The 21,555-nt window shown below is 46.4% G+C and carries 23 protein-coding genes; 4 read left to right on the plus strand and 19 right to left on the minus strand.

The window, feature by feature from the left end; translation table 11 throughout:
- The coding region (locus tag GVN20_RS27355; protein ID WP_229599206.1) for a Gfo/Idh/MocA family oxidoreductase at nt 1-1,138 on the minus strand (1,138 nt) is incomplete at its 3' end.
- A 151-nt stretch (nt 1,139-1,289) separates the two neighbouring features.
- On the opposite strand from GVN20_RS27355, the gene rhaT reads away from it, so the two are divergent.
- Nucleotides 1,290-2,342 carry an L-rhamnose/proton symporter RhaT gene (gene rhaT, locus GVN20_RS27360; protein ID WP_166561393.1) on the plus strand — a complete coding sequence of 351 codons (1,053 nt, stop codon included), beginning with the start codon at nt 1,290-1,292 and terminating at the stop codon, nt 2,340-2,342.
- Between the two features lie 79 nt (nt 2,343-2,421).
- Here rhaT and GVN20_RS27365 read toward each other — a convergent pair whose 3' ends face one another.
- The 3 genes from GVN20_RS27365 to GVN20_RS27375 all read right to left on the minus strand — a co-directional run bounded on the left by GVN20_RS27365 (nt 2,422) and on the right by GVN20_RS27375 (nt 4,955).
- Nucleotides 2,422-3,048: an ATP-binding cassette domain-containing protein gene (locus GVN20_RS27365; protein ID WP_166561394.1), complete on the minus strand. Its 627-nt coding sequence runs from the start codon at nt 3,046-3,048 to the stop codon at nt 2,422-2,424.
- A 76-nt stretch (nt 3,049-3,124) separates the two neighbouring features.
- Entirely contained in the window at nt 3,125-4,129 is a 1,005-nt protein-coding gene (locus GVN20_RS27370; protein WP_229599207.1) for a sugar phosphate isomerase/epimerase, read from the minus strand.
- Nucleotides 4,098-4,955: a sugar phosphate isomerase/epimerase gene (locus tag GVN20_RS27375; RefSeq protein ID WP_166561395.1), complete on the minus strand. Its 858-nt coding sequence runs from the start codon at nt 4,953-4,955 to the stop codon at nt 4,098-4,100. The genes GVN20_RS27370 and GVN20_RS27375 overlap by 32 nt, the downstream gene beginning before the upstream one ends.
- A gap of 98 nt (nt 4,956-5,053) precedes the next feature.
- On the opposite strand from GVN20_RS27375, the gene GVN20_RS27380 reads away from it, so the two are divergent.
- The 3 genes from GVN20_RS27380 to GVN20_RS27390 all read left to right on the plus strand — a co-directional run bounded on the left by GVN20_RS27380 (nt 5,054) and on the right by GVN20_RS27390 (nt 10,189).
- Nucleotides 5,054-5,290 carry a hypothetical protein gene (locus GVN20_RS27380; protein WP_166561396.1) on the plus strand — a complete coding sequence of 79 codons (237 nt, stop codon included), beginning with the start codon at nt 5,054-5,056 and terminating at the stop codon, nt 5,288-5,290.
- A gap of 330 nt (nt 5,291-5,620) precedes the next feature.
- On the plus strand, nt 5,621-7,732 hold the full coding sequence (gene recG / locus GVN20_RS27385) for an ATP-dependent DNA helicase RecG (protein WP_166561397.1): 2,112 nt from the start codon (nt 5,621-5,623) through the stop codon (nt 7,730-7,732).
- Between the two features lie 123 nt (nt 7,733-7,855).
- Nucleotides 7,856-10,189 carry an ATP-dependent helicase gene (locus tag GVN20_RS27390; RefSeq protein WP_166561398.1) on the plus strand — a complete coding sequence of 778 codons (2,334 nt, stop codon included), beginning with the start codon at nt 7,856-7,858 and terminating at the stop codon, nt 10,187-10,189.
- 11 nt (nt 10,190-10,200) lie between these two features.
- On the opposite strand, the gene ruvA is transcribed toward GVN20_RS27390, so the two are convergent.
- The 15 genes from ruvA to GVN20_RS27465 all read right to left on the minus strand — a co-directional run bounded on the left by ruvA (nt 10,201) and on the right by GVN20_RS27465 (nt 21,509).
- The gene (gene ruvA / locus GVN20_RS27395; protein ID WP_114460160.1) at nt 10,201-10,791 is read right to left on the minus strand and encodes a Holliday junction branch migration protein RuvA; all 591 of its coding nucleotides are present in this window, start codon (nt 10,789-10,791) and stop codon (nt 10,201-10,203) included.
- 102 nt (nt 10,792-10,893) lie between these two features.
- Nucleotides 10,894-11,268, minus strand: a complete 375-nt coding sequence (locus GVN20_RS27400; RefSeq protein ID WP_166561399.1) for a Dabb family protein — start codon at nt 11,266-11,268, stop codon at nt 10,894-10,896.
- A 51-nt stretch (nt 11,269-11,319) separates the two neighbouring features.
- Complete coding sequence (locus GVN20_RS27405; RefSeq protein WP_114068849.1) at nt 11,320-11,520, minus strand: hypothetical protein; 201 nt, start codon at nt 11,518-11,520, stop codon at nt 11,320-11,322.
- 74 nt (nt 11,521-11,594) lie between these two features.
- Nucleotides 11,595-12,461, minus strand: coding sequence for a hypothetical protein (locus GVN20_RS27410; RefSeq protein WP_166561400.1), 867 nt, complete (start codon nt 12,459-12,461; stop codon nt 11,595-11,597).
- A gap of 44 nt (nt 12,462-12,505) precedes the next feature.
- A complete protein-coding gene (locus GVN20_RS27415; protein ID WP_166561401.1) occupies nt 12,506-13,159 on the minus strand; it encodes a DUF2306 domain-containing protein in 654 nt (217 codons plus the stop codon).
- Nucleotides 13,160-13,181: 22 nt separating this feature from the next.
- On the minus strand, nt 13,182-14,378 hold the full coding sequence (trpB, locus tag GVN20_RS27420) for a tryptophan synthase subunit beta (protein WP_166561402.1): 1,197 nt from the start codon (nt 14,376-14,378) through the stop codon (nt 13,182-13,184).
- A 57-nt stretch (nt 14,379-14,435) separates the two neighbouring features.
- Nucleotides 14,436-15,083, minus strand: a complete 648-nt coding sequence (locus GVN20_RS27425; RefSeq protein WP_166561436.1) for a phosphoribosylanthranilate isomerase — start codon at nt 15,081-15,083, stop codon at nt 14,436-14,438.
- A 19-nt stretch (nt 15,084-15,102) separates the two neighbouring features.
- Nucleotides 15,103-15,906: an indole-3-glycerol phosphate synthase TrpC gene (gene trpC, locus GVN20_RS27430; protein WP_166561403.1), complete on the minus strand. Its 804-nt coding sequence runs from the start codon at nt 15,904-15,906 to the stop codon at nt 15,103-15,105.
- A complete protein-coding gene (locus GVN20_RS27435) occupies nt 15,906-16,505 on the minus strand; it encodes a Uma2 family endonuclease (protein ID WP_166561404.1) in 600 nt (199 codons plus the stop codon). Before GVN20_RS27435 ends, trpC begins: the two co-directional genes overlap by 1 nt.
- A gap of 1 nt (nt 16,506) precedes the next feature.
- Nucleotides 16,507-17,496, minus strand: coding sequence for an anthranilate phosphoribosyltransferase (trpD, locus tag GVN20_RS27440; protein WP_166561405.1), 990 nt, complete (start codon nt 17,494-17,496; stop codon nt 16,507-16,509).
- A 20-nt stretch (nt 17,497-17,516) separates the two neighbouring features.
- A complete protein-coding gene (gene hemC / locus GVN20_RS27445) occupies nt 17,517-18,443 on the minus strand; it encodes a hydroxymethylbilane synthase (RefSeq protein ID WP_166561406.1) in 927 nt (308 codons plus the stop codon).
- 32 nt (nt 18,444-18,475) lie between these two features.
- Nucleotides 18,476-19,366: a restriction endonuclease gene (locus tag GVN20_RS27450; protein ID WP_229599208.1), complete on the minus strand. Its 891-nt coding sequence runs from the start codon at nt 19,364-19,366 to the stop codon at nt 18,476-18,478.
- A 42-nt stretch (nt 19,367-19,408) separates the two neighbouring features.
- The gene (locus GVN20_RS27455; protein ID WP_166561408.1) at nt 19,409-20,392 is read right to left on the minus strand and encodes a bifunctional heptose 7-phosphate kinase/heptose 1-phosphate adenyltransferase; all 984 of its coding nucleotides are present in this window, start codon (nt 20,390-20,392) and stop codon (nt 19,409-19,411) included.
- Nucleotides 20,393-20,448: 56 nt separating this feature from the next.
- Entirely contained in the window at nt 20,449-21,015 is a 567-nt protein-coding gene (locus GVN20_RS27460) for an aminodeoxychorismate/anthranilate synthase component II (RefSeq protein WP_166561409.1), read from the minus strand.
- 44 nt (nt 21,016-21,059) lie between these two features.
- A complete protein-coding gene (locus GVN20_RS27465) occupies nt 21,060-21,509 on the minus strand; it encodes a methylglyoxal synthase (RefSeq protein WP_114460173.1) in 450 nt (149 codons plus the stop codon).
- Between the last annotated feature and the right edge of the window lie 46 nt (nt 21,510-21,555).

Genomic DNA, 21,555 nt, shown 5'->3' on the forward strand with positions numbered 1-21,555 from the left:
ATTTTACGTCCTGTAATTGTCCTTTAACAAACAACTTAGGATTGTTGCCAAACAGCTCACAAGCGAGTACTCCTTTGGTTCCGATAAACATAACACCGCCGTCAATACTGGCAAATATTTTTTCGTAAACACAGCCTTCGGGGATTTTGGGTCGGATGCCGCCGTCGTACCACGAAAGACTTAATTCGGGATATTTCTTAGAACTTGGGTTGGGAAATTTAAAATGGATTGACGTGGCTTGTGGGCCAATATCTCCAAAGAAAGCCTCTTTGAAAAAATCGGCGTATACCGAACTCGCCGAGCATTCAACGGAGGTAGGATACCCCAATTTGAGGGTACGAAACGGTACATCCATAAAGTGGCAACCCATATCGCCGAGGGCACCCGTACCAAAGTCCCAATAACCCCGCCAACGCGTAGGCATGTAAGCTTCGTGGTACTCGCGGTAAGGAGCAGTGCCGAGCCACAAATCCCAGTCTACCTCGGCAGGAATAGGCATGGTTTCTTTTTTGTCTCTGGGCGATTTTACCCCCTGCGGCCACACGGGGCGGTCGGTCCAAACCTCCACGGTATGTACTTCTCCAATCATACCCGACTGGACAATGGCTTCGGTTTGGCGGGTGCCTTTGCCACTGGAGCCTTGGTTGCCCATTTGAGTCACAAGTTTCTTTTCTTTGGCGAGTTGGGTCAGCATTCGGGCTTCCCAAATATCGTGCGTGAGGGGTTTTTCGAGGTAAATATGTTTGCCCAATTGCATGGCGGCATTGCCGATGACGTAATGCATGTGGTCAGGGGTAGTGACAATGACCGCGTCGATGTTTTTGGCTTCTTTTTCCAACATCTTGCGGTAATCTTTATAGTAGGGTGCATTGGGAAACTGCTTACGAAACTTCACAGCTTGGCGGTCGTCCACGTCGCAAAGTGCCACAATGTTGTCTGAGCCATTGTTGTAGGCTAATGGAATATTGACCCCCGCTTTGCCGCCGCATCCCACGGCGGCCATGTTTAGCTTGTCGCTGGGAGCCACGAAGCCCTTGCCGAGTACATGACGGGGTACAATCATAAATCCTGCGGCGGTTACGGCGCTTCCTTTCAGAAAGCCACGACGGTTAACCATTTTTTTGTTTTTGGAATTCATAGGTTTGTGAAGAAAGAATTTGTTAGAAAAAAGCAGCCTGTAAGCGGTTTTTACTCGCAACTGGTTTGCAAACAGGAGAGTACAGGGTGAAGGTAGAAAAACGCTTGCTGTATCTTTCGACAAAAAAGACGTAGTACTAAACCCTTTCATCATGCAGGTATTATTTGGTGTTATTTATCACTTCATCGGGGGTTTTGCTTCCGGTAGTTTTTATATTCCTTACAAAAAAGTACGTGATTGGTCGTGGGAGAGTTATTGGATTGTAGGCGGGCTGTTTTCGTGGTTATTGGCACCGTTCATTGCCGCCTATTTGACTGTGCCAAACTTCATGGACATTATTCGTAACACTGACAGTACTACGCTGTTTTGGACGTACGTGTTAGGCGTACTTTGGGGCATTGGCGGTTTGACCTTTGGCTTGACCATGCGTTACCTGGGTATGTCGCTTGGCATGGCTATTGTATTGGGCTTCTGTTCAGCCTTCGGAGCGTTGATTCCGCCGATTTACCGCGATTTGTTTACTGACGACACTAAAGGAACTTTTTCGAGTATGTTGGGAAGCACGGGCGGGCAAATCGTATTGCTGGGCGTAGCGGTTTGTTTGGCAGGGATTTACATCTGCGGTAAAGCGGGTGTAATGAAAGAAAATGAACTTTCAGATGCAGAAAAGAAAGAAAGTGTCAAAGAGTTTGATTTTTGGAAAGGGATAATCGTGGCAACCATTTCAGGCGTGCTGAGTGCCTGTTTCAACTTTGGAATTGAAGCCGGAAAAGTAATGGCCGAGGCCGCATTGGTCAACGGTAGTAACCCTTTGTTTCAGAATAACGTCATTTTTGTGCCGCTGCTGTGGGGTGGGCTTACTACAAATTTTATCTGGTGCATGATTTTAAATACCCGCAATCGTACTTTCGGCGATTATACCAACGCTAAAGCCCCGCTCAAAACTAACTATATGTTCTCGGCCATTGCCGGTACAACGTGGTTTTTGCAGTTCTTTTTCTACGGGATGGGTGAAAGTAAACTCGGCAACGGAGCCAGCTCATGGATTCTGCACATGGCATGTATCATCATTGTGTCTAACGTTTGGGGGATTTACTTCAAAGAATGGAAGGGTGTTTCTTCAATAACGTACCGCACTATTATTCTGGGCATTGCTACCGTTATTTTATCGGTTTTCATTGTTGGAATCGGGAATTACTGGTAGCAGAAGTATTGAGAAAGTACTAGTAGACGTTGGCCGATATGCACAGAATTTGCCAGTGCATATTGGTCAACGTCTGTATTTATTGGGTAGGCTTATAATCGCCAACGTTGATGACTTTGTCACAAAAATCGTATTCGGCAGGAACGTTGGAGCAGAGCAATAACAGTTGGCTGGGGGCTAAACGCTGTACTTCTTGGAGGTACCACGCCGACCATTTGGCGTCGAGGTTAGAAGTGGGTTCATCCAGCATCACCACGGGAACATCGGAATAAAAGGCCAGTGCCAATTTGAGGCGTTGCTTCATTCCCGACGAAAAATACTTGATAGCTTTGTGTTTTGATGCGTCCAATTCAAGACGTTGGAGGATTTCTTGGTTGGTAATTCCCGCTTTGAAAGGCTTAAAGCCCGCATGGAAATTGAGCAATTCGACCAGACTGAATTCTTCGATTAGCTCAAGATAAGGAGCCGCGAGTACGATTTGGCGGTACCAATCGTCTTCGTCGATGATTTTATTTGATAATTGATAAGTTATTTTTCCTTCGGTCAGGGGCATTACGCCCGAAATAACTTGGAGTAAGGTGGATTTTCCGCTGCCGTTGGGGCCTACAAACGTATAGCTGTTTCCGGCGTTGAGTTCAAGCATTACATTTCTAAAAATCCATTCGCGGTTAAAACGCTTCCCTAGTCCGTCAATGATAATTTGCATACATCACTTTGTCAAAGGCAATGAGGTTGAAATAGGTTTTCAACCTCATTGCTGAAAATTTCGACAAAGGTATCAACTAAAGTTTTGCTTCCGTCCACCATTGCTTAAATAAGGTCAAATCTTTTTTCATCGCCGTCAGTAACTCCTGAGAGCTGATGCTGAGTTTTTTAGCCCCGTTTTCGGCCCCGCCCAATGGATATTCATAGTGCATCGTGATGGGCAATTGAATATTATATTGTTTCAGCAATTCCAGGTATTTGGACCAATTGACCACGCCTTCACCCAGCGGGCAGCCTTGTTTGCCCCATTTGTCGTTTTTCTTGGTCCAGAAAAAATCTTTGATGGCAATGGATTTGACGTGCGGTGCAATGAGACGAAAGCCCGTTTCCCAAGAGCCGCCCGCTTCAGCGGTGGCATGGTTGATGTCGTACTGACATCCTATGGCGTTGGATTTAATGGTTTGCAGTTGTTCGTATACATCCCAAATTGGTGCTCCGTGGTAGTTGCCTGAGTGGTTTTGGTAGTGCCCAACCATGCCGTATTTTTCGTTCAAGGCCGCCACAGCCTTCATCCGCTGACCAAAAGCCGCGCTTTGGCCAGCGATGTCTTGCTTCATATTGTAGGGATACCAACCCATGCGGTAATGCTTGATGCCGAGTGATTGCGCAGTTTTTAAAATTCGTTCGCTTTGGGCATCGGCGTCCAAAATCGTGGTCACCATCAAAGGAGCTACAAGGTTATGTTTTTTAAAAGCCGCAACGGCTTTGGGTAAATCCTCCTCCACGCGTTCGGGCAACACGTGCCCACCCGGGCGAACGGTCAGGTCAATGCCGTTGAAGCCAAGCCCTGCGATGGTTTCGGCGAGTTGGTCATATCCTTCAATCCACTGAAACATTTTGGAGAAAACATAGATTTGGGGCGTTCCCGCGGCCACGGGCGGCTTGGCTTGCAGGGTAAACGCCGCGCTGCCCGCGAGGGTTGTCCCGATAAATTCACGACGGTTCATAAGGGTGATGCCTGTTTTTGGGTGAGTCAATGATTGAGAATAATTAACCGAAAATCTTTTTTGCGTAGCTGACATTCTGCGGATAGGTTTCGTCTACGCTTTTGCCTTTGGGCTGCGACCACTCGATCTGCGCCCAGCCTTTGTAACCTGATTCATCCAGCAAACCTTTGATCCGAGGCCAGTCCATGGAGCCTTGTCCGAGCAAAAACTCGTTGTCTTTCAGGTGGATTTCGCAAATCAGTTTACGCTTGCCCAGCAGCGGAATTTCTTTGTAAATATCATAGCCAGCATCGGCCGAATTGCGTGGGTCATAATAGACTTGTAGATTGGGAGAGCCTACGGTATCAATGATTTCAATGTGCTCTTCCGCGCTTAAATAAGACTCAATACCTAAGATAATGCCCTGTTTTTCAGCCTTGGGGGTAAGTTGCTTTAGCCGTTCGATGACTACTTTTTTGCCAGCATCGTCTTTACGAAGATCACCGTTGCCAAAGAAGGCCAGAAGAATCACGTTAGTGCCCAGCGCTTTGGCGGCATCGATGCTTTCGCTGACCCACTCCACCGTTTTTGCTTCTGATTTGAGCGGTACGTCGTTGAGCATTCCGATGGCTAAACTGGCAATTTTGACCCCTGTACGCTGAGAAGCGGCGAGAATGGCCTGCCGATTTTCGGAACGTGACAAATAGTTGAGATCAGTTTTGGAATTGTAGCTTACCTGTACGCCTTCCAGGCCTATTTTTTTTGCGTAGTCAAATGCTGCGGGATTGCAGTTAAGGCGTAGTGACCAGTCGCAGGCTCCGATTTGATAATTGCTGCGATTCGTCATGCTGAAAGCACCTCCTGCGCTCAGCGTGGCAGTCGTCAATACAGAAAGTTGAGAGATGGCTTCACGGCGGTTCATTGCATCAAACAATTAGTGGTGAACTCATTTTCGATAAAACGTAAGTTTGTTGGAAAAATACTGTTAAAGGGCTATTTTTACTTTAAAATGATAAAGCTATGACTGTTGTAAGGTTAGAAATTCTCAAGCCGGAAGATGTTGAATTGGTTCTTCAGTTGGCTAAACGCCTTCAGGTGGAAAAAATAGAAGTATCGGAGGGGTGGGAGGAAATAGAGTTACCTGTGGGGGGAGCACCCATGACAGAAGATGAATTGGAAGCCCATTTGGAGGAAGCTTTGACAGATAAACGAATTTCTTTTGAAGAGTTCAAAAAAGAGATGAGTCAATGGAAGTAACTCCTTATCGGATTGAAATAACGGAGAGATTCCGTAAGCATTTTAAGGAAATTAACGAATTTATTCTATAGCAATCGTATCAAAGCAGCCAAAAGCGTCAAAAAGATATTGTTAGTATAATGGCTGATGTTTGCGAGAATCCTCAGTTATTTAATATAGCTAAGATAACTCAATCTAATAAGGTCTTTCGGTATGTAAAAATCATGAAAAGCTATAAAGTGTATTTTTACGTAGATAATGAAATTGTTGTGATTTTGGACATTCTTCACGAAAAGCGCAACCCTTCTGCGACAGATTATATGGAAGAGATTTAAACGTGCGACAGCACCCATGAACCAACGAACTACTACAAATTTTTTTGATACAAAAATTGAGTTTTTAAAAGGTGTAGGCCCCCAACGGGCGGTTACGCTCAACAAAGAACTCAATATTTTTACCTTTGGTGATTTAATCCAATATTACCCGTTTCGGCACGAGGACCGCAGTCGTTTTCACCGCATCAACGAGTTGACGGAAGAACTGACGGCGGTACAGCTCAAAGGTCGTATTCGGAGTATGGTGGTAGTAGGCGAGGGGTTTAAACGCCGCCTGACCGTCGAATTTACGGACGGTACGGGCGTGGTAGAATTTGTGTATTTTCAGAGCATCGACTGGCATCTTAAGCATTTTAAAGAAGGCGGAGAATACATTGCTTACGGCAAGCCCCAGCGTTATGGGCAGCGCTTCAATTTTAGCCACCCCGAAATTGAGACCATCAACCCCGAAAATGAAAACGGGGGGTATTTTCAGCCAGTCTATAACCTGACCGAAACCCTTCGTAAAAAACACCTCGATAGTCGTTTTTTGAGTAAAGTAATGCGGACGCTGCTTGAGCAGGCCACGCCGCATTTTCGGGAAACATTGCCTGAAGAACTGGTGCGGAAGTTCAGGCTGTTTTCCAAAACTGATGCCATGTGGAATATCCACTTACCTGAGAGCGAAGCAGCACTGAATCAGGCGTTGCGGAGGCTCAAATTTGAGGAGCTGTTCTATAATCAGTTACGGCTAATCAAAAATAAAATTCTTCACAAAACCGAGTATCCAGGACAGATTTTCACGAATCTCGATTTGGTGAAGCGATTTTATACAGAAGGTAGTATGCCCTTCGAACTGACCAACGCCCAAAAGCGGGTATTGCGTGAAATCCACGACGACCTTAAAACGGGTAAACACATGAACCGCCTGTTGCAGGGCGACGTGGGCAGCGGCAAAACCATCGTGGCGTTTATTGCGATGCTAATGGCCATCGGCAACGGTGCACAGACCTGTATCATGGCTCCCACCGAAATCCTAGCCGACCAGCATTACCGAGGGCTGAAAGGGTTTGCCGAAGCCCTGGGGCTAAAAATAGCCCTACTGACGGGTTCTACTACTAAAAAAGGACGAAAACTGATATTCCCCGATTTGGCGGAAGGAAACATTCATATCATTGTAGGGACACACGCCCTGCTCGAAGACCCCGTTCAGTTCAAAAACTTGGGACTTTGTATCATTGATGAGCAACACCGGTTCGGCGTGGCCCAACGGGCCAAATTATGGGCTAAAAATCCTACAATTCCGCCGCATATATTGGTCATGACCGCCACGCCTATTCCACGCACGTTGGCCATGACGCTTTACGGAGATTTGGATGTGAGCATCATCGATGAGCTGCCTGCGGGACGAAAACCCATCAAAACCGTACATCGCTACGACCAGCACCGCATCAACGTGTTTGGTTTTTTGCGCGACGAAATCAAGAAAGGTCGGCAAGTGTACATGGTGTATCCGCTCATTGAGGAGTCGGAAAAACTGGATTATAAAGACCTCATGGACGGCTATGAGAGCGTCAGCCGGGCGTTTCCAGAATACCACGTGAGCATCGTGCACGGTAAAATGCTGGCCTACGAGAAAGACGATGAGATGCAGCGCTTTGTGCGGGGTGAAACCCAAATCATGGTCGCTACTACGGTGATAGAAGTAGGGGTAAACGTACCCAATGCTAGTGTAATGGTGATAGAAAGTGCCGAGCGTTTTGGGCTTTCTCAGTTGCACCAGTTGCGCGGTCGCGTAGGGCGCGGTGCGGAGCAGAGTTATTGCGTACTCATGACGGGTGTAAAGCTTAGTAAGGATACGCGCTTGCGCATTGAGACACTATGCCAAACCAACAACGGGTTTGAAATTGCCGATGTAGACCTCAAACTCCGTGGCCCGGGCGATTTGGCTGGTACGCAGCAAAGTGGTTTGCTCGACCTTTTGATTGCTGACTTGGCCAAAGATGGAGAAATTTTAAAGGCGGCCCGCGCCGCTGCCGAAAGTATTCTGAACGAAGACCCCACTTTCATTCTTCCCAAAAACGAGCCTATTCGCTCCCACATTGATTCTTTGCACAAAGAATCCACCAATTGGAGCCGTATCAGTTGATACTATCAGGCGTTGATTCGGGGTCTTTCCTTAAAACCGATACATTCATGACGGAGGCACGCCCGAAAGAGGGCATTTTTCCCTAACTTTGTTCTTTGTTTTCATAAAATTGATTCTTTTCCAATGACAGGTTATTTAAGCGGGTTGAACGAACCACAGGCGCAGGCCGTTACGCACGGCGAAGGGCCTTTGATGATTATTGCGGGAGCGGGTTCGGGAAAAACGCGTGTATTGACACTCAGAATTGCCCACCTTATTGAAAATGGCGTTGACCCGTTTCGGATTTTGTCGTTGACTTTTACCAACAAAGCGGCGGGCGAAATGCGCGACCGGATTGAGAAAGTGGTTGGTTTTGAGGCGCGTAACATTTGGATGGGAACCTTTCACGCCGTCTTTGCCAAAATTTTACGCATCGAAGCACGCTATTTAGGCTATACTTCCGATTTCTCCATTTATGATACCGACGATTCAAAATCGCTTATCAAAAGCATCGTCAAGGAGCTGAATCTGGACGATAAAACCTATAAACCAAACGTTGTCTTTAACCGTATTTCGGGGGCCAAGAATAACCTGATTTCAGCCGATGACTACCTAGCCAATAAACTTTTCAGAGCTGACGACGAAGCCGCTAAGCTTCCCGAAATCGGACGCTTGTACAAGGCCTATACTACGCGTTGTTTTCAGGCCAACGCCATGGATTTTGACGATTTATTGTACAATACCAACGTGCTGTTTCGTGACTTTCCCGAAGTGCTGAACAAATACCAACACAAATTTCAGTACGTATTAGTGGATGAGTTTCAGGATACCAACGTGGCGCAGTACCTCATTACCAGAAAGTTAGCGGCGGTACATCGCAATATTGCCGTGGTGGGCGACGATGCCCAGAGTATCTATGCCTTTCGCGGGGCGAATATTCAGAACATTCTCAATTTTGAGAAAGACTTTCCCGAAGTAAAAGTGGTCAAGCTGGAGCAAAACTACCGCTCCACCCAAACCATCGTCAACGCCGCCAATTCGGTCATTGCCCGCAATAAAGCACAGTTGAAGAAAAACGTTTTTACGGCCAATGAAGAAGGCGGCTTGATTGAGGTAGTAAAAGCGAGTTCAGACAATGAGGAAGGGCGTCTGATTGCGTCGGCGATTTTTGAAGAAAAAGTAAACAAAGGGCTGCGCAATACCGATTTTGCCATTTTGTACCGCACTAATGCCCAATCACGGTCGTTTGAAGAGGCGTTGCGTAGGCAGAATATCAAGTACCGCATCATTGGCGGGCTTTCCTTTTATCAACGAAAAGAAATCAAGGATTTGCTGGCGTATTTGCGGTTTGTGGTGAATCAAAGCGATGAAGAAGCCTTTAAGCGTATTATCAATTTGCCCAAGCGCGGGATTGGCGACACGACCGTGGCTAAAATTGCGGTGACGGCCGCCGAAAACCAAGTGCCAGTGTGGGAGGTGGTTTCCAACATCACCAAGTACATTTCGGGGCGAGCTACCCTACCGATTGAAAGCTTTGCGATTCTTATCAAGAGTTTTAAACTGCTGATTGAGGAAGGCAAAGATGCTTATACCGTTGCGGCACACGTGGCCAAGACGTCGGGTATTTTGAAGGAATTGTACGAAGACAAAACCGTGGAGGGCCTGAGCCGCTACGAAAACGTGCAGGAATTGCTGAATGCTATTAAGGAGTTTGTGGATAATGCTGAAAATGAGGACAAAACCATCAGTTCGTTTCTGCAAACGGTTTCATTGCTAACCAATGCCGATGAGTCTGACGATGGCGATACCGACCGCGTAACGCTCATGACGATTCACGGTGCCAAAGGCTTAGAGTTTAAAAATGTGTACGTGGTAGGATTGGAAGAAGGACTTTTTCCGAGCCAGATGATGCTCGAAAAGCGCGAAGATTTGGAAGAAGAACGCCGATTGTTTTACGTGGCCATCACCCGTGCCGAAAACAAGCTTACCTTTTCCTACGCCGAAAGCCGCTACAATTGGGGGCGATTGAATATGTGCGAACCAAGTCGTTTTTTATACGAAGTAGACCAACGTTTTTTGACTACGTCCAAAGGGCGCCGTTCGGGAGGCTTTGACGAATATCGCAACAACGTTGAGCCGACGGCCATGAATTTTATTCGGAAACCTTCGCCAACTCCTGGCAGTGTACAAAAGCCCGCTAGTGAAGGAAGCCCGACCACACCCGCCAGTCGATTGGCAAATGGACAACGCCCTTCTACGCAGGCTACGAGCGTACCTCAGTCAGCCTCTACCGACTTTGTAGCGAGCGATACGTCAACTTTGGAAGAAGGCAATCGGGTAGAACATCCCAAGTTTGGTAAAGGAACGGTAAAGAAAATGGACATCAACGGCACCGACCGCAAAGCCGTGATTCAGTTTGATACTGTTGGCGAAAAAACGCTGTTGCTGAGCTTTGCGAAACTGCGGATTTTGCGGTAGTCTCCTGCGATTTACCTCAATGCCAGTTTAATCAATTGCTCAACCGTAATCTGGTCGCCTTCGCGTTTGAGAATGGTATCTACGCTCTTTTCGGCGGTAGGTTTGGGAATACCGAGCATCGTTAAGGCCGCAATCGCTTCGCTCCTTACTTGACTATTGGCCGTAATAAAGATATTGGGCTGCGTAGCAATAATGCCTTCTTTCTTGATTTTATCTTTCAAGTCAATGATGACCCGTTGCGCTGTTTTACCACCAATTCCCTTAATGGTTTGAATCAGTTTTACGTCTTCGTTGACGATAGCCGTTTTGATTTCGGCGGCCGATAAAGACGATAGCATAATCAGTGCGGTGGCAGAACCTACCCCCGATACACTGATTAAATCCAAAAATAGAATCTTCTCGGTGGGCTCGGCAAAACCATAAAGTACGTGAGAATCTTCCCTGATTTGCTGATAGGTGATTACCTTACAAACTTCCCCAGGGTTGGGCAGGGCTGCGTAGGTTTGCAGAGAGATTTTTACTTCATAACCAACCCCGCCTACATCCATGATGATATAAGCGGGGTCTTTATGAGCAAGTTTGCCGTTTAAGTATGCAATCATGAGCCCCTATTTCCCCAAAGGGGATTTTAAGTTCAATAAAAAATAATTGTTTAAAGTCCCTTTTGGAGCGGGTGGTGCGCCACTGCGACGCCGCAGCGGGCTTTATTTCTGGGTCCAGTAATCAACCACCAAGACTTTGTCGAGATAAGGCCCCAACACTTTTCCAAACGCTTTGTGGTCAGGGTGTGGCAAATATATTGCGCGGTCGGCTTCTGAATTGAAAGTAAGGAAAAAGCAATGGGTAAAGCCCTGTGCCAGACCCTCGGGGCTGTTGTTGGTTCCCCACTCATACCCTTTAATTTCTTTGATTTGGGTAGGAAGCTTACGAAATGCATCTTCTACCGATTTGATTTGTGCAGGGGTGGCGGTGTCTTTGAATTTAAACATCACCACGTGACGCAGTACTTTGTCAGATTTTTGGGCCATAGCACCAAACGCAAAAAGGGTTAAAAAAAGAGCTAAGAATTTAGTTTTCATGTAAGCAGAATTAACACAAAATGAATTTATATAAGTATAGAAACTAAAAAACTAGCCTGAACAGTTGATACACTCACCACTGTCGTCGCGTACACTACGCTCAAATTCTCCCAGATTTTCTTTCAATTCCAGAATCTCGTCTTCCACTTCGCAGCGGTCAAATAATGATAATTCGCCCGAAGCGATTTGTTTTTCAAGGGCTTTGAGTTTCACGCGCATTTCGGAAACTTCCATGAGTGTTAATGTCGCCATAGTTGTCTGTTTGTGTTTAAAAGGAAATACAGTGTTTTGTTAATGCGAAAATTACTAAAAAAGTTCTGTAAAAGCTACTGAATTGCGGGGCCGTCGTGCCACCATTCGTCGTTTTCCCAGTAGTTATCCCATCCTAGATGACGGTATTTTTTATTGACTTCAACTTCCCGTTCTCCGATGGAAAAATCAGTTAAAATATCGTTAGCAAACGCAAAAAGGTCTCTTGCCCATACGACTGGTTTGGTTAAAGTGTTTTTATAATTGGTCCAAGTTCCTTCAAATTTAAACCCACTTGCTTGCGCGGGTGTGTTGGCAGAAAAATACCAAAGGGCAATCTCTCCACCTTGGTTTTTGTAAAAATCCATCAGCATTTTACCCGAAAAAATCCCCGAACCTTTGGTTAGGGTGTTCTCCTTCAGCTCAAAAGTAGCCTCTGAAATATACGCTTCTTTGAGTTCAAATGCCTCGTGTTGGTATAGGTCGTCGTTGAGGTTTGGATCGCTGAAAGTGGCCAATTTTGTGAAGGTAATGGTGCCCGTGAAAGGGGTGGTATTCTTCTTGAAACGATCTTTGCCAGCTACATGATAGACGTTTGACTGAATCGAATCACGTTTTACTTCTGAAAAATAGAATTCAATTCGGTGGTGGTCGTCGCCGTAAAAACCGTCAAAACGATTGGAGTAGCCACCCTCTGGGCTCGCATCAAACAATAGAGGGGACAAGTCATTATCTGTGAAAAAAGTGGTGGCCGTTTCGCCCGACAGTTCAGTGATTTTGAGGGGTTGCAACGGTGCCGTAGTGTCTTTGCGCAGCGAATCAATCGCCTCTTTGTGCGTGATAAGCTTGATAGGAACGGCGGTTGGTTTTGAATTGTCGTTGGCTTTGCGGGTGCAGGAAAAACCCACAAAAACTAAAAAAAACAGGGAAAGGAAATGATTCATTGATTGTCTTGTCTGTATAAAAAAGGCCACTGGACCAAACTTACTCACTTTTGTAGCATTTTTAATAACCGTTCGCTCATTCCTGCATAAATTAATCCTTCCACAATTGCCAAATTTCCAACCCATGACAACCACGCCACCGTCAGGTAGGTTTCGATGGGTTTGGTGTGGAAGAAAAAGACCAACGCATAACTCCCAACGCGTAAACTCATCGCGGCAAGGGTAACGGCGTAGCTTCTCATCATCCATTCGATGTGTGTTTGCCAGCGCTTTTTTTGAATCTCACGCCATGCCGCCCATGTAGTGAGCCACCATACCACGCATTGCAACGAAAAACCTACTTTGGCGGGTAGGCCGCCGTTGGCATAAATAGCCAAACCCAACCCCGAGGGAGCCGCCAGAAACAGTATCGAAAATACGTAAATTTTCCCAAGCGTTTGGTGTAAATTAGAATATTTTTTTAAAAAAGAAGGAATGAATTGGGATATTCCAATACCAATGACCCACAAGCTGCTTACGATGTGGATATAAAAGGAAAATTGGAAATCTTGACGGGCCAAAACGCGGTCGGTTTTGGTGGTCAGAAAGTCGATATCTGGTTCAAAACTCAGATACGGCACGACTTTGGTCAGCATCAGCAGCGTAAAAGCCGCAACGGAGAGAAGAAAAAGGGTAGCGAAAAATCGACGTAAAGACATTTCTACTACCCTTTTTTATTTTTTACAAATACTTCATATAAGTAGCCAAATCCTTATCGCCGCGACCAGATAGATTAATCACTACCGTTTCGTTAGGGGCCGCTTTCAAGTAAGGCAGTACCGCCAAGGCATGGGCACTTTCAAGCGCAGGGATGATTCCTTCCAACTTGGAAAGTTCCATGGCAGAAGCGATGGATTCGTCGTCGGTAATGGCATAAAACAACGCCCGCTGACTGTCGTGTAAATGCGCGTGCATTGGCCCAATGCCAGGATAATCCAACCCCGCCGAAATAGAATGTGGCTCTACTACTTGTCCGTCTTCGGTTTGCATCAAGATGCTTTTGCTGCCGTGTAAAACGCCAATTTTACCCAAAAATGTGGTAGCGGCCGACAAGCCCGACGTGATTCCGTGTCCGCCTGCTTCGGCGGCAACGAGTTTTACGGACTCGTCATCCAAGAAATGATAAAAAGCACCCGCGGCGTTGGAGCCGCCGCCCACGCACGCAATGACGTAATCGGGGAGTTCGGAGCCTGTTTTTTCCAACAATTGTTTTTTGATTTCTTCCGAAATAACGGACTGAAAGCGCGCCACCATGTCGGGATAAGGGTGAGGACCTACCACTGAACCGATGATGTAGTGTGTATCGGTAGGGTTGTTGATCCAGTGACGCATGGCCTCGTTGGTGGCGTCTTTGAGGGTTTTTGAACCGCTGCTTGCGGGACGAACCTCCGCGCCGAGCATCTTCATGCGAGCCACGTTGGGTGCTTGACGCTGAATGTCGATTTCTCCCATGTATACGATGCATTCCATGCCCATCAGCGCGCACACGGTGGCCGTGGCTACGCCGTGTTGGCCCGCTCCCGTTTCGGCCACGATTTTTTGCTTACCGAGCCGCTTTGCGAGCAAGATTTGCCCAATGGTATTGTTGATTTTGTGCGCCCCCGTATGGCAAAGGTCCTCGCGTTTGAGGTAAATGGTGGTGTTGTATTTGTCGGAAAGACGCTGCGCTAAATAGAGCGGCGTTGGGCGACCCACGTAGTCGCGGAGGAGCCCTTGGAATTCCTCCTGAAAGTCGGGCTGAGCGATGATTTTTAGGTAATTATCGCGGAGTTCTTCAACGTTTGGGTACAGCATTTCGGGGATATAAGCGCCACCGAATTGTCCGTAATATCCGCGCTCATTGACTTGATAGGCGGATTGATTTTGTAGTGCGGTCATGTGTGCGAATAGTGCTTGGCTCAGCTCGCGGGAGCTGAACGTTATTCAAAAGTATATTTACGCTTCTATTTCTTCCTCTTCTTCAATCGGGCGAATCAACTCAAACAGTTGGCGCAGGGCGTCAATATCTTTCACCGCCGGAGCGGTTTCAAATTTGCTGTTTACATCCAAACCATAGATTTTCGCCTTTAATTCATTGACCTGAACGATATTTTCCAATGAAAGCCCACCGCTCAAGAAAAATGGGCGGTCGTTGTCGTAACGATTCAAAACACTCCAATCAAACGTGATTCCGTTGCCGCCAGGATTGGCTCCTTTGGCGTCAAACAGGAAGTAGTCGCAATGGGGCTTGTAGTTATTAAGCGTTGCAAAATTAAAATCAGATTCGATTGAAAACGCCTTGATGATATTAACGCCGCGCATTTTGATGGTACGGCAAAAATCGGGAGTTTCGTGGCCGTGGAGTTGCACGTACTGCAAATCATATTTTTTTGCCATCCGAAGAATATAGTCCGGGTTTGCATTGACAAAAACACCTACTTTTTTGATGGGTTTTGGAATACTTTTTATGAACTCTTCGTCGAGGTTTTCCCCCACAAACCGGGGCGATTTATCATAAAAAATGAATCCGATAAAATCAGGCTTCAATTCCACTAATTCAGCCAAGTTGGCCGTGTCCCGCATTCCACACACTTTAATTTTCATCATCCGGCTAGTCGGTTAGTTATTGATTACTTGTGAGTTGAAAGCGGCCAATCAGCTCTTTCAACGCCAATCCGGGATTTTGGGTAACCATAAAAGATTCACCAATCAGGAAACCCTGATAACCCGCCTCTCGTAATTGTAAAATCGTCTCGGCATCTTTCAACCCACTTTCTGATATTTTGACGAAATTATCGGGAATAAGTTGTGCCAATTCCAAAGAAGTTTCAATCGAAGTGACAAATGTTTTCAGGTTACGGTTATTTACGCCTACCATATCAACATATTCGCACACACTTTGTTCTAATTCTTCACGGTCGTGTACTTCGAGCAATACCTCCAAGCCCAATTCTTGTGCTTTACGACCCAACTGCCGAACTTCGGCGGGCGTTAGGCAGGCCGCAATGAGCAAAATCACATCGGCACCGATGGCTTTGGCTTCCCACAGCTGGTATTCATCAATCATGAAGTCTTTGCGAAGCATGGGCGTTGAAGGATTGGCGGCGCGGGCTTTGGCGAAATCGTCAAAAGTACCTCCGAAAAATTCGGTATCGGTCAGCACCGATAAGCCGCAGGCACCTGCTTCTACGTAGCCTTTGGTGACGATTTCGGGCAATACACCAGCGTTAATGATGCCTTTGGAGGGAGATTTACGTTTAAATTCCGAAATAACGCCCGAAGCCCCTTCGGCGGTCAATGCTTGTTTCAGCGATAATGTTTTACGGCCGAATAGAGGCGCTTTTTCGAGGTCAGCGATGCTTGCTTTTGATTTAGCTTCGGCTACTTCGATGCGTTTGTGGGCTACTATTTTATCTAAAATGTTCATTATGGTTCAAAAATTCTGCTGACAGATACTTCAAGCCCCGGAAGAATACTTGAAGTAATTACGTCATCTTCTGTATACGGCCTCAAGCCAATGTATTTTCCTTCATCATTCAGTACGTAAACAATAATTACGTTGTCGTTGGGTTCCACCAACCAATATTCCGTTACCCCGTTTTCTTCATAGACCTGAAATTTGTCGCTCATTTCCTTTTTCGTATTTCCGGGCGATAAGATTTCTATGATTAAATCGGGAGCGCCAATACAGCCTCGGTCGTCGAGTTTATCTACATCACAAATAACGCAGATGTCAGGTTGTACCACCGTATAGATTTGATTGTCTTTGCGCTTTTTTCCTTTCAGCGGCGTGAGCCTTACATCAAAGGGAGCGGTATACATTTCACAAGATTTTCCTTCAAGGTAATTACCGATTGTTAATGATAACTTTCCCGAAATTTTCTGATGCCTTCTGGCGGGCGCAGGCGACATATTGAAGATTTTTCCTTTGATGAGTTCAATGCGCTCGTCAAAAGTCCATTTCAGGTAGTCGGCGTATGTATAAATGCCGTTTGGATCTAAATCGCTGAAGCTAAGTGTACTCATATCAATCTTCGATTAACTTTTTAAAGCAGGCCAACGCTCGTTTACTTTCCAGTGACTCACGGGCCACAGCTATGGCGTCGGTTAACGAAAGCGCAGGATTAGCGGCGTAAAGGGCCAAACCTGCATTGGCTAATACCGCCTGTTTTTGGGCAGAAGTGGCTTCATCGTTCAGTACGTTTAAGAAAATTTTTGCGGAGTCGGCCAAGGTATCACCGCCCGAGAGTTGGGCAGGCGCAAGGACATCCAAGCCGAGGTGAATAGGCGTCAAAATTTGCTCGTTTTGAGCGGTTATTATTTTAAAATCACCCGTCAAAGACACTTCATCGTAACCGTCTAATGCGTGAACAATCAGATAATGATGGCCAGAACCTTGGTAAAGATAGGCATAAAGCCGCGCTAATTCAAGACTAAATACGCCTACAAGCTGTTTTTTGGTGAACGCAGGGTTTGTCAGTGGGCCCAGCATGTTAAAAAACGTCCGAATGCCCAACTCTTTCCGGATGGGGGCGATGTATTTCATGGCAGGATGAAACAGCGGTGCGTGAAGGTAACAGATATTGGCGGTTTCGATTTTACGTTTTAGGTAGTCGGGGTCATTGGAAAATTTAATTCCGAGGTGTTCAAGTACCGTAGAAGAACCGACTAAGCTCGATACACCGTGATTGCCGTGTTTGGCCACTCGCTGCCCTGCTCCGGCCACCACAAAAGCCGATAACGTAGAAATATTGAAAGTATCTTTGCCGTCGCCGCCCGTACCGCAAACATCCATGGGGTCAAAGGCTTCTAAATCAATCGAAAGGCATAGTTGAAGCATAGCATCCCGGAAGCCTGTTAGCTCCTCTACGGTGATGCCACGCAGTGCAAAAATCGTCAGAAAACTGGCAATTTGTGAGGTGTTATATTCTCCTTGACCTATTCCGAGCAGCGTTTGGTAAGCGGTTTGGCGGTCGAGGGTTTGGTAGTTGAGTAAGTGGGTTAGCGTGTTTTTCATGCAGCGTATCGAAAGGCAAATTAGGAATTTTGTTTAATAGCCGCCAAAATTTCAGCGGCACCGTCGCTCAAAAGCAGTTCCGCCAATTGGATGCCAATGTCTTCGGGAGAAGCAGCCACACCGCTGCGGGTTTGTTTTAGGATTTGACTTCCGTCCAAACTAACTACGCCGCCCGTCATCGTAACGGTTTCATTTTCCAACGATGCCAAACCAAAGACTGGAACGCTGCATCCGCCTTGCAATCGGCGCAAAAAGGCCCGTTCGGCCAAGAGGCAGATTTCGGTTGCGGGATGGTTGAGCAACGCGCGTACTTTGTCGCGTTTTTCATGTTCCAAGTTTTGACTGCACTCAATTGCCACACTTCCTTGCCCAACGGCGGGAGTAAATTCGTTTAGCGAAAGGTGCTCGGCAATCAGCCCGTCGTACTCCATGCGGTGAACGCCCGCGTAAGCCAACAAAATGGCGTCGCATTGGCCCTCTTCCAACTTACGGAGGCGGGTTTGAAGGTTGCCGCGCATATCAACGGTGTGAATGTGCGGATAAAAATGCTTGAGCATCGCCACGCGCCGCGTTGAAGAAGTTCCGACCACAAAGGGCTCTCCGCTGCCCAAAGATAGGCTTTGGTTGTGACTCACCAAGACATCATTGACACGCTCACGCTCGGTAAAGGCGATGAGTTGCAGGTCGTCGTCGAGTTCAGATTGCAGATCTTTGGCGCTGTGCACGGCAATGTCGATGCGACCGTCGCGAAGTTGGTCTTCCAATTCTTGAGTAAACACGCCCTTACTCCCGATTTTGGAGAGTGAACGGTCCAAAATTTGGTCGCCTTTGGTATCAATGAGGACGATTTCGGTCGTAAGTCCTCCTTTTTGTAATAGATTTTCGACGTAATAAGCCTGCCAAAGGGCTAAGCGACTACCGCGCGTTCCGATTTTTATGTGAGTCATTGAGAGATTCAATCTTGTACAATTTACTTTTGTTATTCTTCACCAAAGTAATCGTTGTCAATTTTTTTTAGTTCATAAATCTGATGAGTTGCCACACCTAGATTGTAGTCTATCATTAGTTGTGATAATTGTGATCCATCTATGAGAACAATTTTAGTCTCATTCCGCGGCATATATTCAAGAGCCTCCTTTGTAAAACTGGAAGTGGTTATAAACACTCCTTTTTTTGCACCTTGCCCAGCTAAAGCACCCACAAATTTTTGAATTTCAGGCCTACCCACTACGTTTCCTAATTGCCAACGTTTGGCTTGGATGTAAATAATGTCAAGCCCTAATTTATCTTCTTTAATAGTACCATCTATACCTTCGTCGCCGCTTTTCCCTATTGCTTTTCCTGCATCTTTAATGGAACCACCATATCCCATTCTGACTAAAAGCTCAACTACCATTTTTTCAAAAAAAGAAGGAGGTAGCTCAAGTACTCTTTTTAATAATTCGGTTGCTAATGTTTTTCGAATACGTTGATAAGAGTTATCAAAAATTTCTTCAGGAGTCTGTTCACTTATTTCTTGGATAAGAATCCCTTCGTCAGGAATTTCGTCTCGTTTAGCCGTCTGAAAATCAACGAATTCAGGGAATTGTTTTAAAAATTTAACATCAATTCGGTTTAAGCTCTTACTGAGAGTATCAATCCCGCGTTGAGTTATTACTATGGTTGCTCGTTTTGGGGAGTCGAGTAAACCAGCTTTTTTTAAATACGTTTTTGCCCAACCTACACGATTATCAAAAATAGCTTGTTGTCCACTTGCTAAGAGTTCTTTACGCTCCTCATCGCTTAATTTATAATAAGCAGATAAAGACTCAATTACGTCACGGTATTTATGCTCTTGCTTATCGGAAACAAGTGTTAACAAAGGAAGCATTATTGATTGATAATCAGGTATCATATAGTAATAGTCCCTCTTTTAATTTGTTAAACTCTTTCTCGCCTCTGCTTTCAGCGTTTCTTTGTCAATAGGTACTACTCCTATATGTTCGCAGACCAAACCACCGCCAAGGTTCGACAGCTCGGCGACGATGTTTGGTGCAAGCCCCAGCGCTACCGCACAAGCAGCAATGCTGATGACCGTATCGCCCGCGCCCGATACGTCGGCAATCTCCCGTTGGTGGGCAGGAATGCGGTGTTGTTGGTCTAAAAAATCAATGTAAACGCCTCGTTCCGATAGCGTCACAAACGCGCCTTTTGCGTTGAGTTCATAGCGTAATTTCTTCACTACGGCCCGGAGCTCATCTTCTTTCTTTACATCAAACTCTACTTTCAAACCTTCTTTCAGTTCTTTCAAATTGGGTTTGAAGAGGGTTACGTTTTGGTAGGCCAAAAAGTTGCGTTTTTTAGGGTCAACCACCGTCGGGATGCCGTGTAAATTGGCAAAATCTGTAATTTCCTTGATGACATTTGGGCACAAAACACCTTTGTCATAGTCTTGAAAAAGAACTACTTGACAGTCGGGAATCAGGGCTTTGGCTTTTTCAATCAGTTGAGACTGTTCTTCAAGTGTAATGACTTTGTCGGTTTCGGTATCTACCCTCACAACTTGTTGCGACCCCGCAATGATGCGCTCTTTGACGGTCGTGATGCGGTCAGGACTTTGCAAAATACCGTCGGTACGAAGGCCTCGTTTCTCCAACTCGCCCAGTAAATTTTTTCCTTCGGTGTCCTGCCCAATGACGCAGCAAATGATAGGTTCGGCGCCTAAGGCATGAACGTTAAGAATTACATTCCCTGCGCCGCCCAAGCGATATTCGCGACGCTGCGCTACCACTACGGGCACGGGTGCTTCGGGCGAAATTCTGTCTACTTTGCCCCAGATATAGGCATCTAGCATTACATCGCCCACAATCAGGACGCGTAATGTGTTAAAAGAGTCAAATAATTGGTCAATAGTCATACACAGTAGTAACACCAAACAGGGTGGTTTTTAACTTTTGCTCCCTGAATGGTTATTTAAATAGAAAGCCAGTTTTTTAACATCTCTTTGCCGTGCTCGGTCAGGACCGATTCGGGGTGAAACTGTACGCCCCGCACGTCGTAAGTATTGTGGTGCAGTGCCATTACTTCACCGTGTTCGTCCACGGCAGAGATGGTCATGGTGTCGGGAACGGTCTCGCCTACCACCGTCCACGAGTGGTAACGGCCTACCTGAAAGGATTGGGGCAAACCTTTAAATAATGGCTCGGTTGGGTCGATAACGATGGCTTTATCGCTGATGCCATGTAGTACATCCGCCATGTTGTTGAGCGTAGCGCCAAACACTTCGCCGATACCCTGATGGCCCAAGCACACGCCCATAATGCTTTTGGTGGGAGCATAGGTACGAATCAAATCCTGCATAATTCCCGCTTCTGACGGAATGCCCGGCCCGGGCGAAAGCAGAATTTTGTCGTACTGCGCTACGTCTTCGAGCGCGATTTTGTCGTTACGATGAACCTCCACGTCGTCGTGCAGTTCGCGTAAGATGTAAACGAGGTTATACGTAAACGAATCGTAATTGTCGAGAACAAGAATCTTCATTGCGGATGATATTTCCCGCAAAACTACCCAATTCTATTTGTACCTCAAACCTTCCGTTTCAGATAAGCGTCATAATCAGGCAAAATGCTTTCGTAGGGCTGGCTCATGAGGGGAGACGCTATGATAAAATCGGCGGTGGCGCGGTCGCAGGCCATGGGGATGTCCCACACCGCTACCAGGCGCAATAAAGCCTTGATGTCGGGGTCGTGCGGCTGGGCCGACATGGGGTCCCAGAAGAAAATCAACACGTCAATTTTTCCTTCGGCAATCATCGCGCCAATCTGTTGATCTCCGCCTAGCGGGCCGCTCAACAGGCAAGTAACGGACGTTTCTAAGGCCACTTGAAGCAATTTCCCAGTGGTGCCAGTGGCATATAACTCGTGTGAAACCAACCGTTCTTTGTTAGCAGAGGCCCATTGAATCAGATCGGCCTTTTTGTGGTCATGGGCCACCAAGGCAATACGTTTGCGAGCGTTGAGGGTGCGATTTGGCATGTTTTAATTGTCATTTTAAAACACGATTTCAAGATGGACGGGAGTC

This window comes from Runella sp. CRIBMP (genome assembly GCF_009905605.1).
In the GTDB taxonomy this organism is placed as follows: Bacteria; Bacteroidota; Bacteroidia; order Cytophagales; family Spirosomataceae; genus Runella.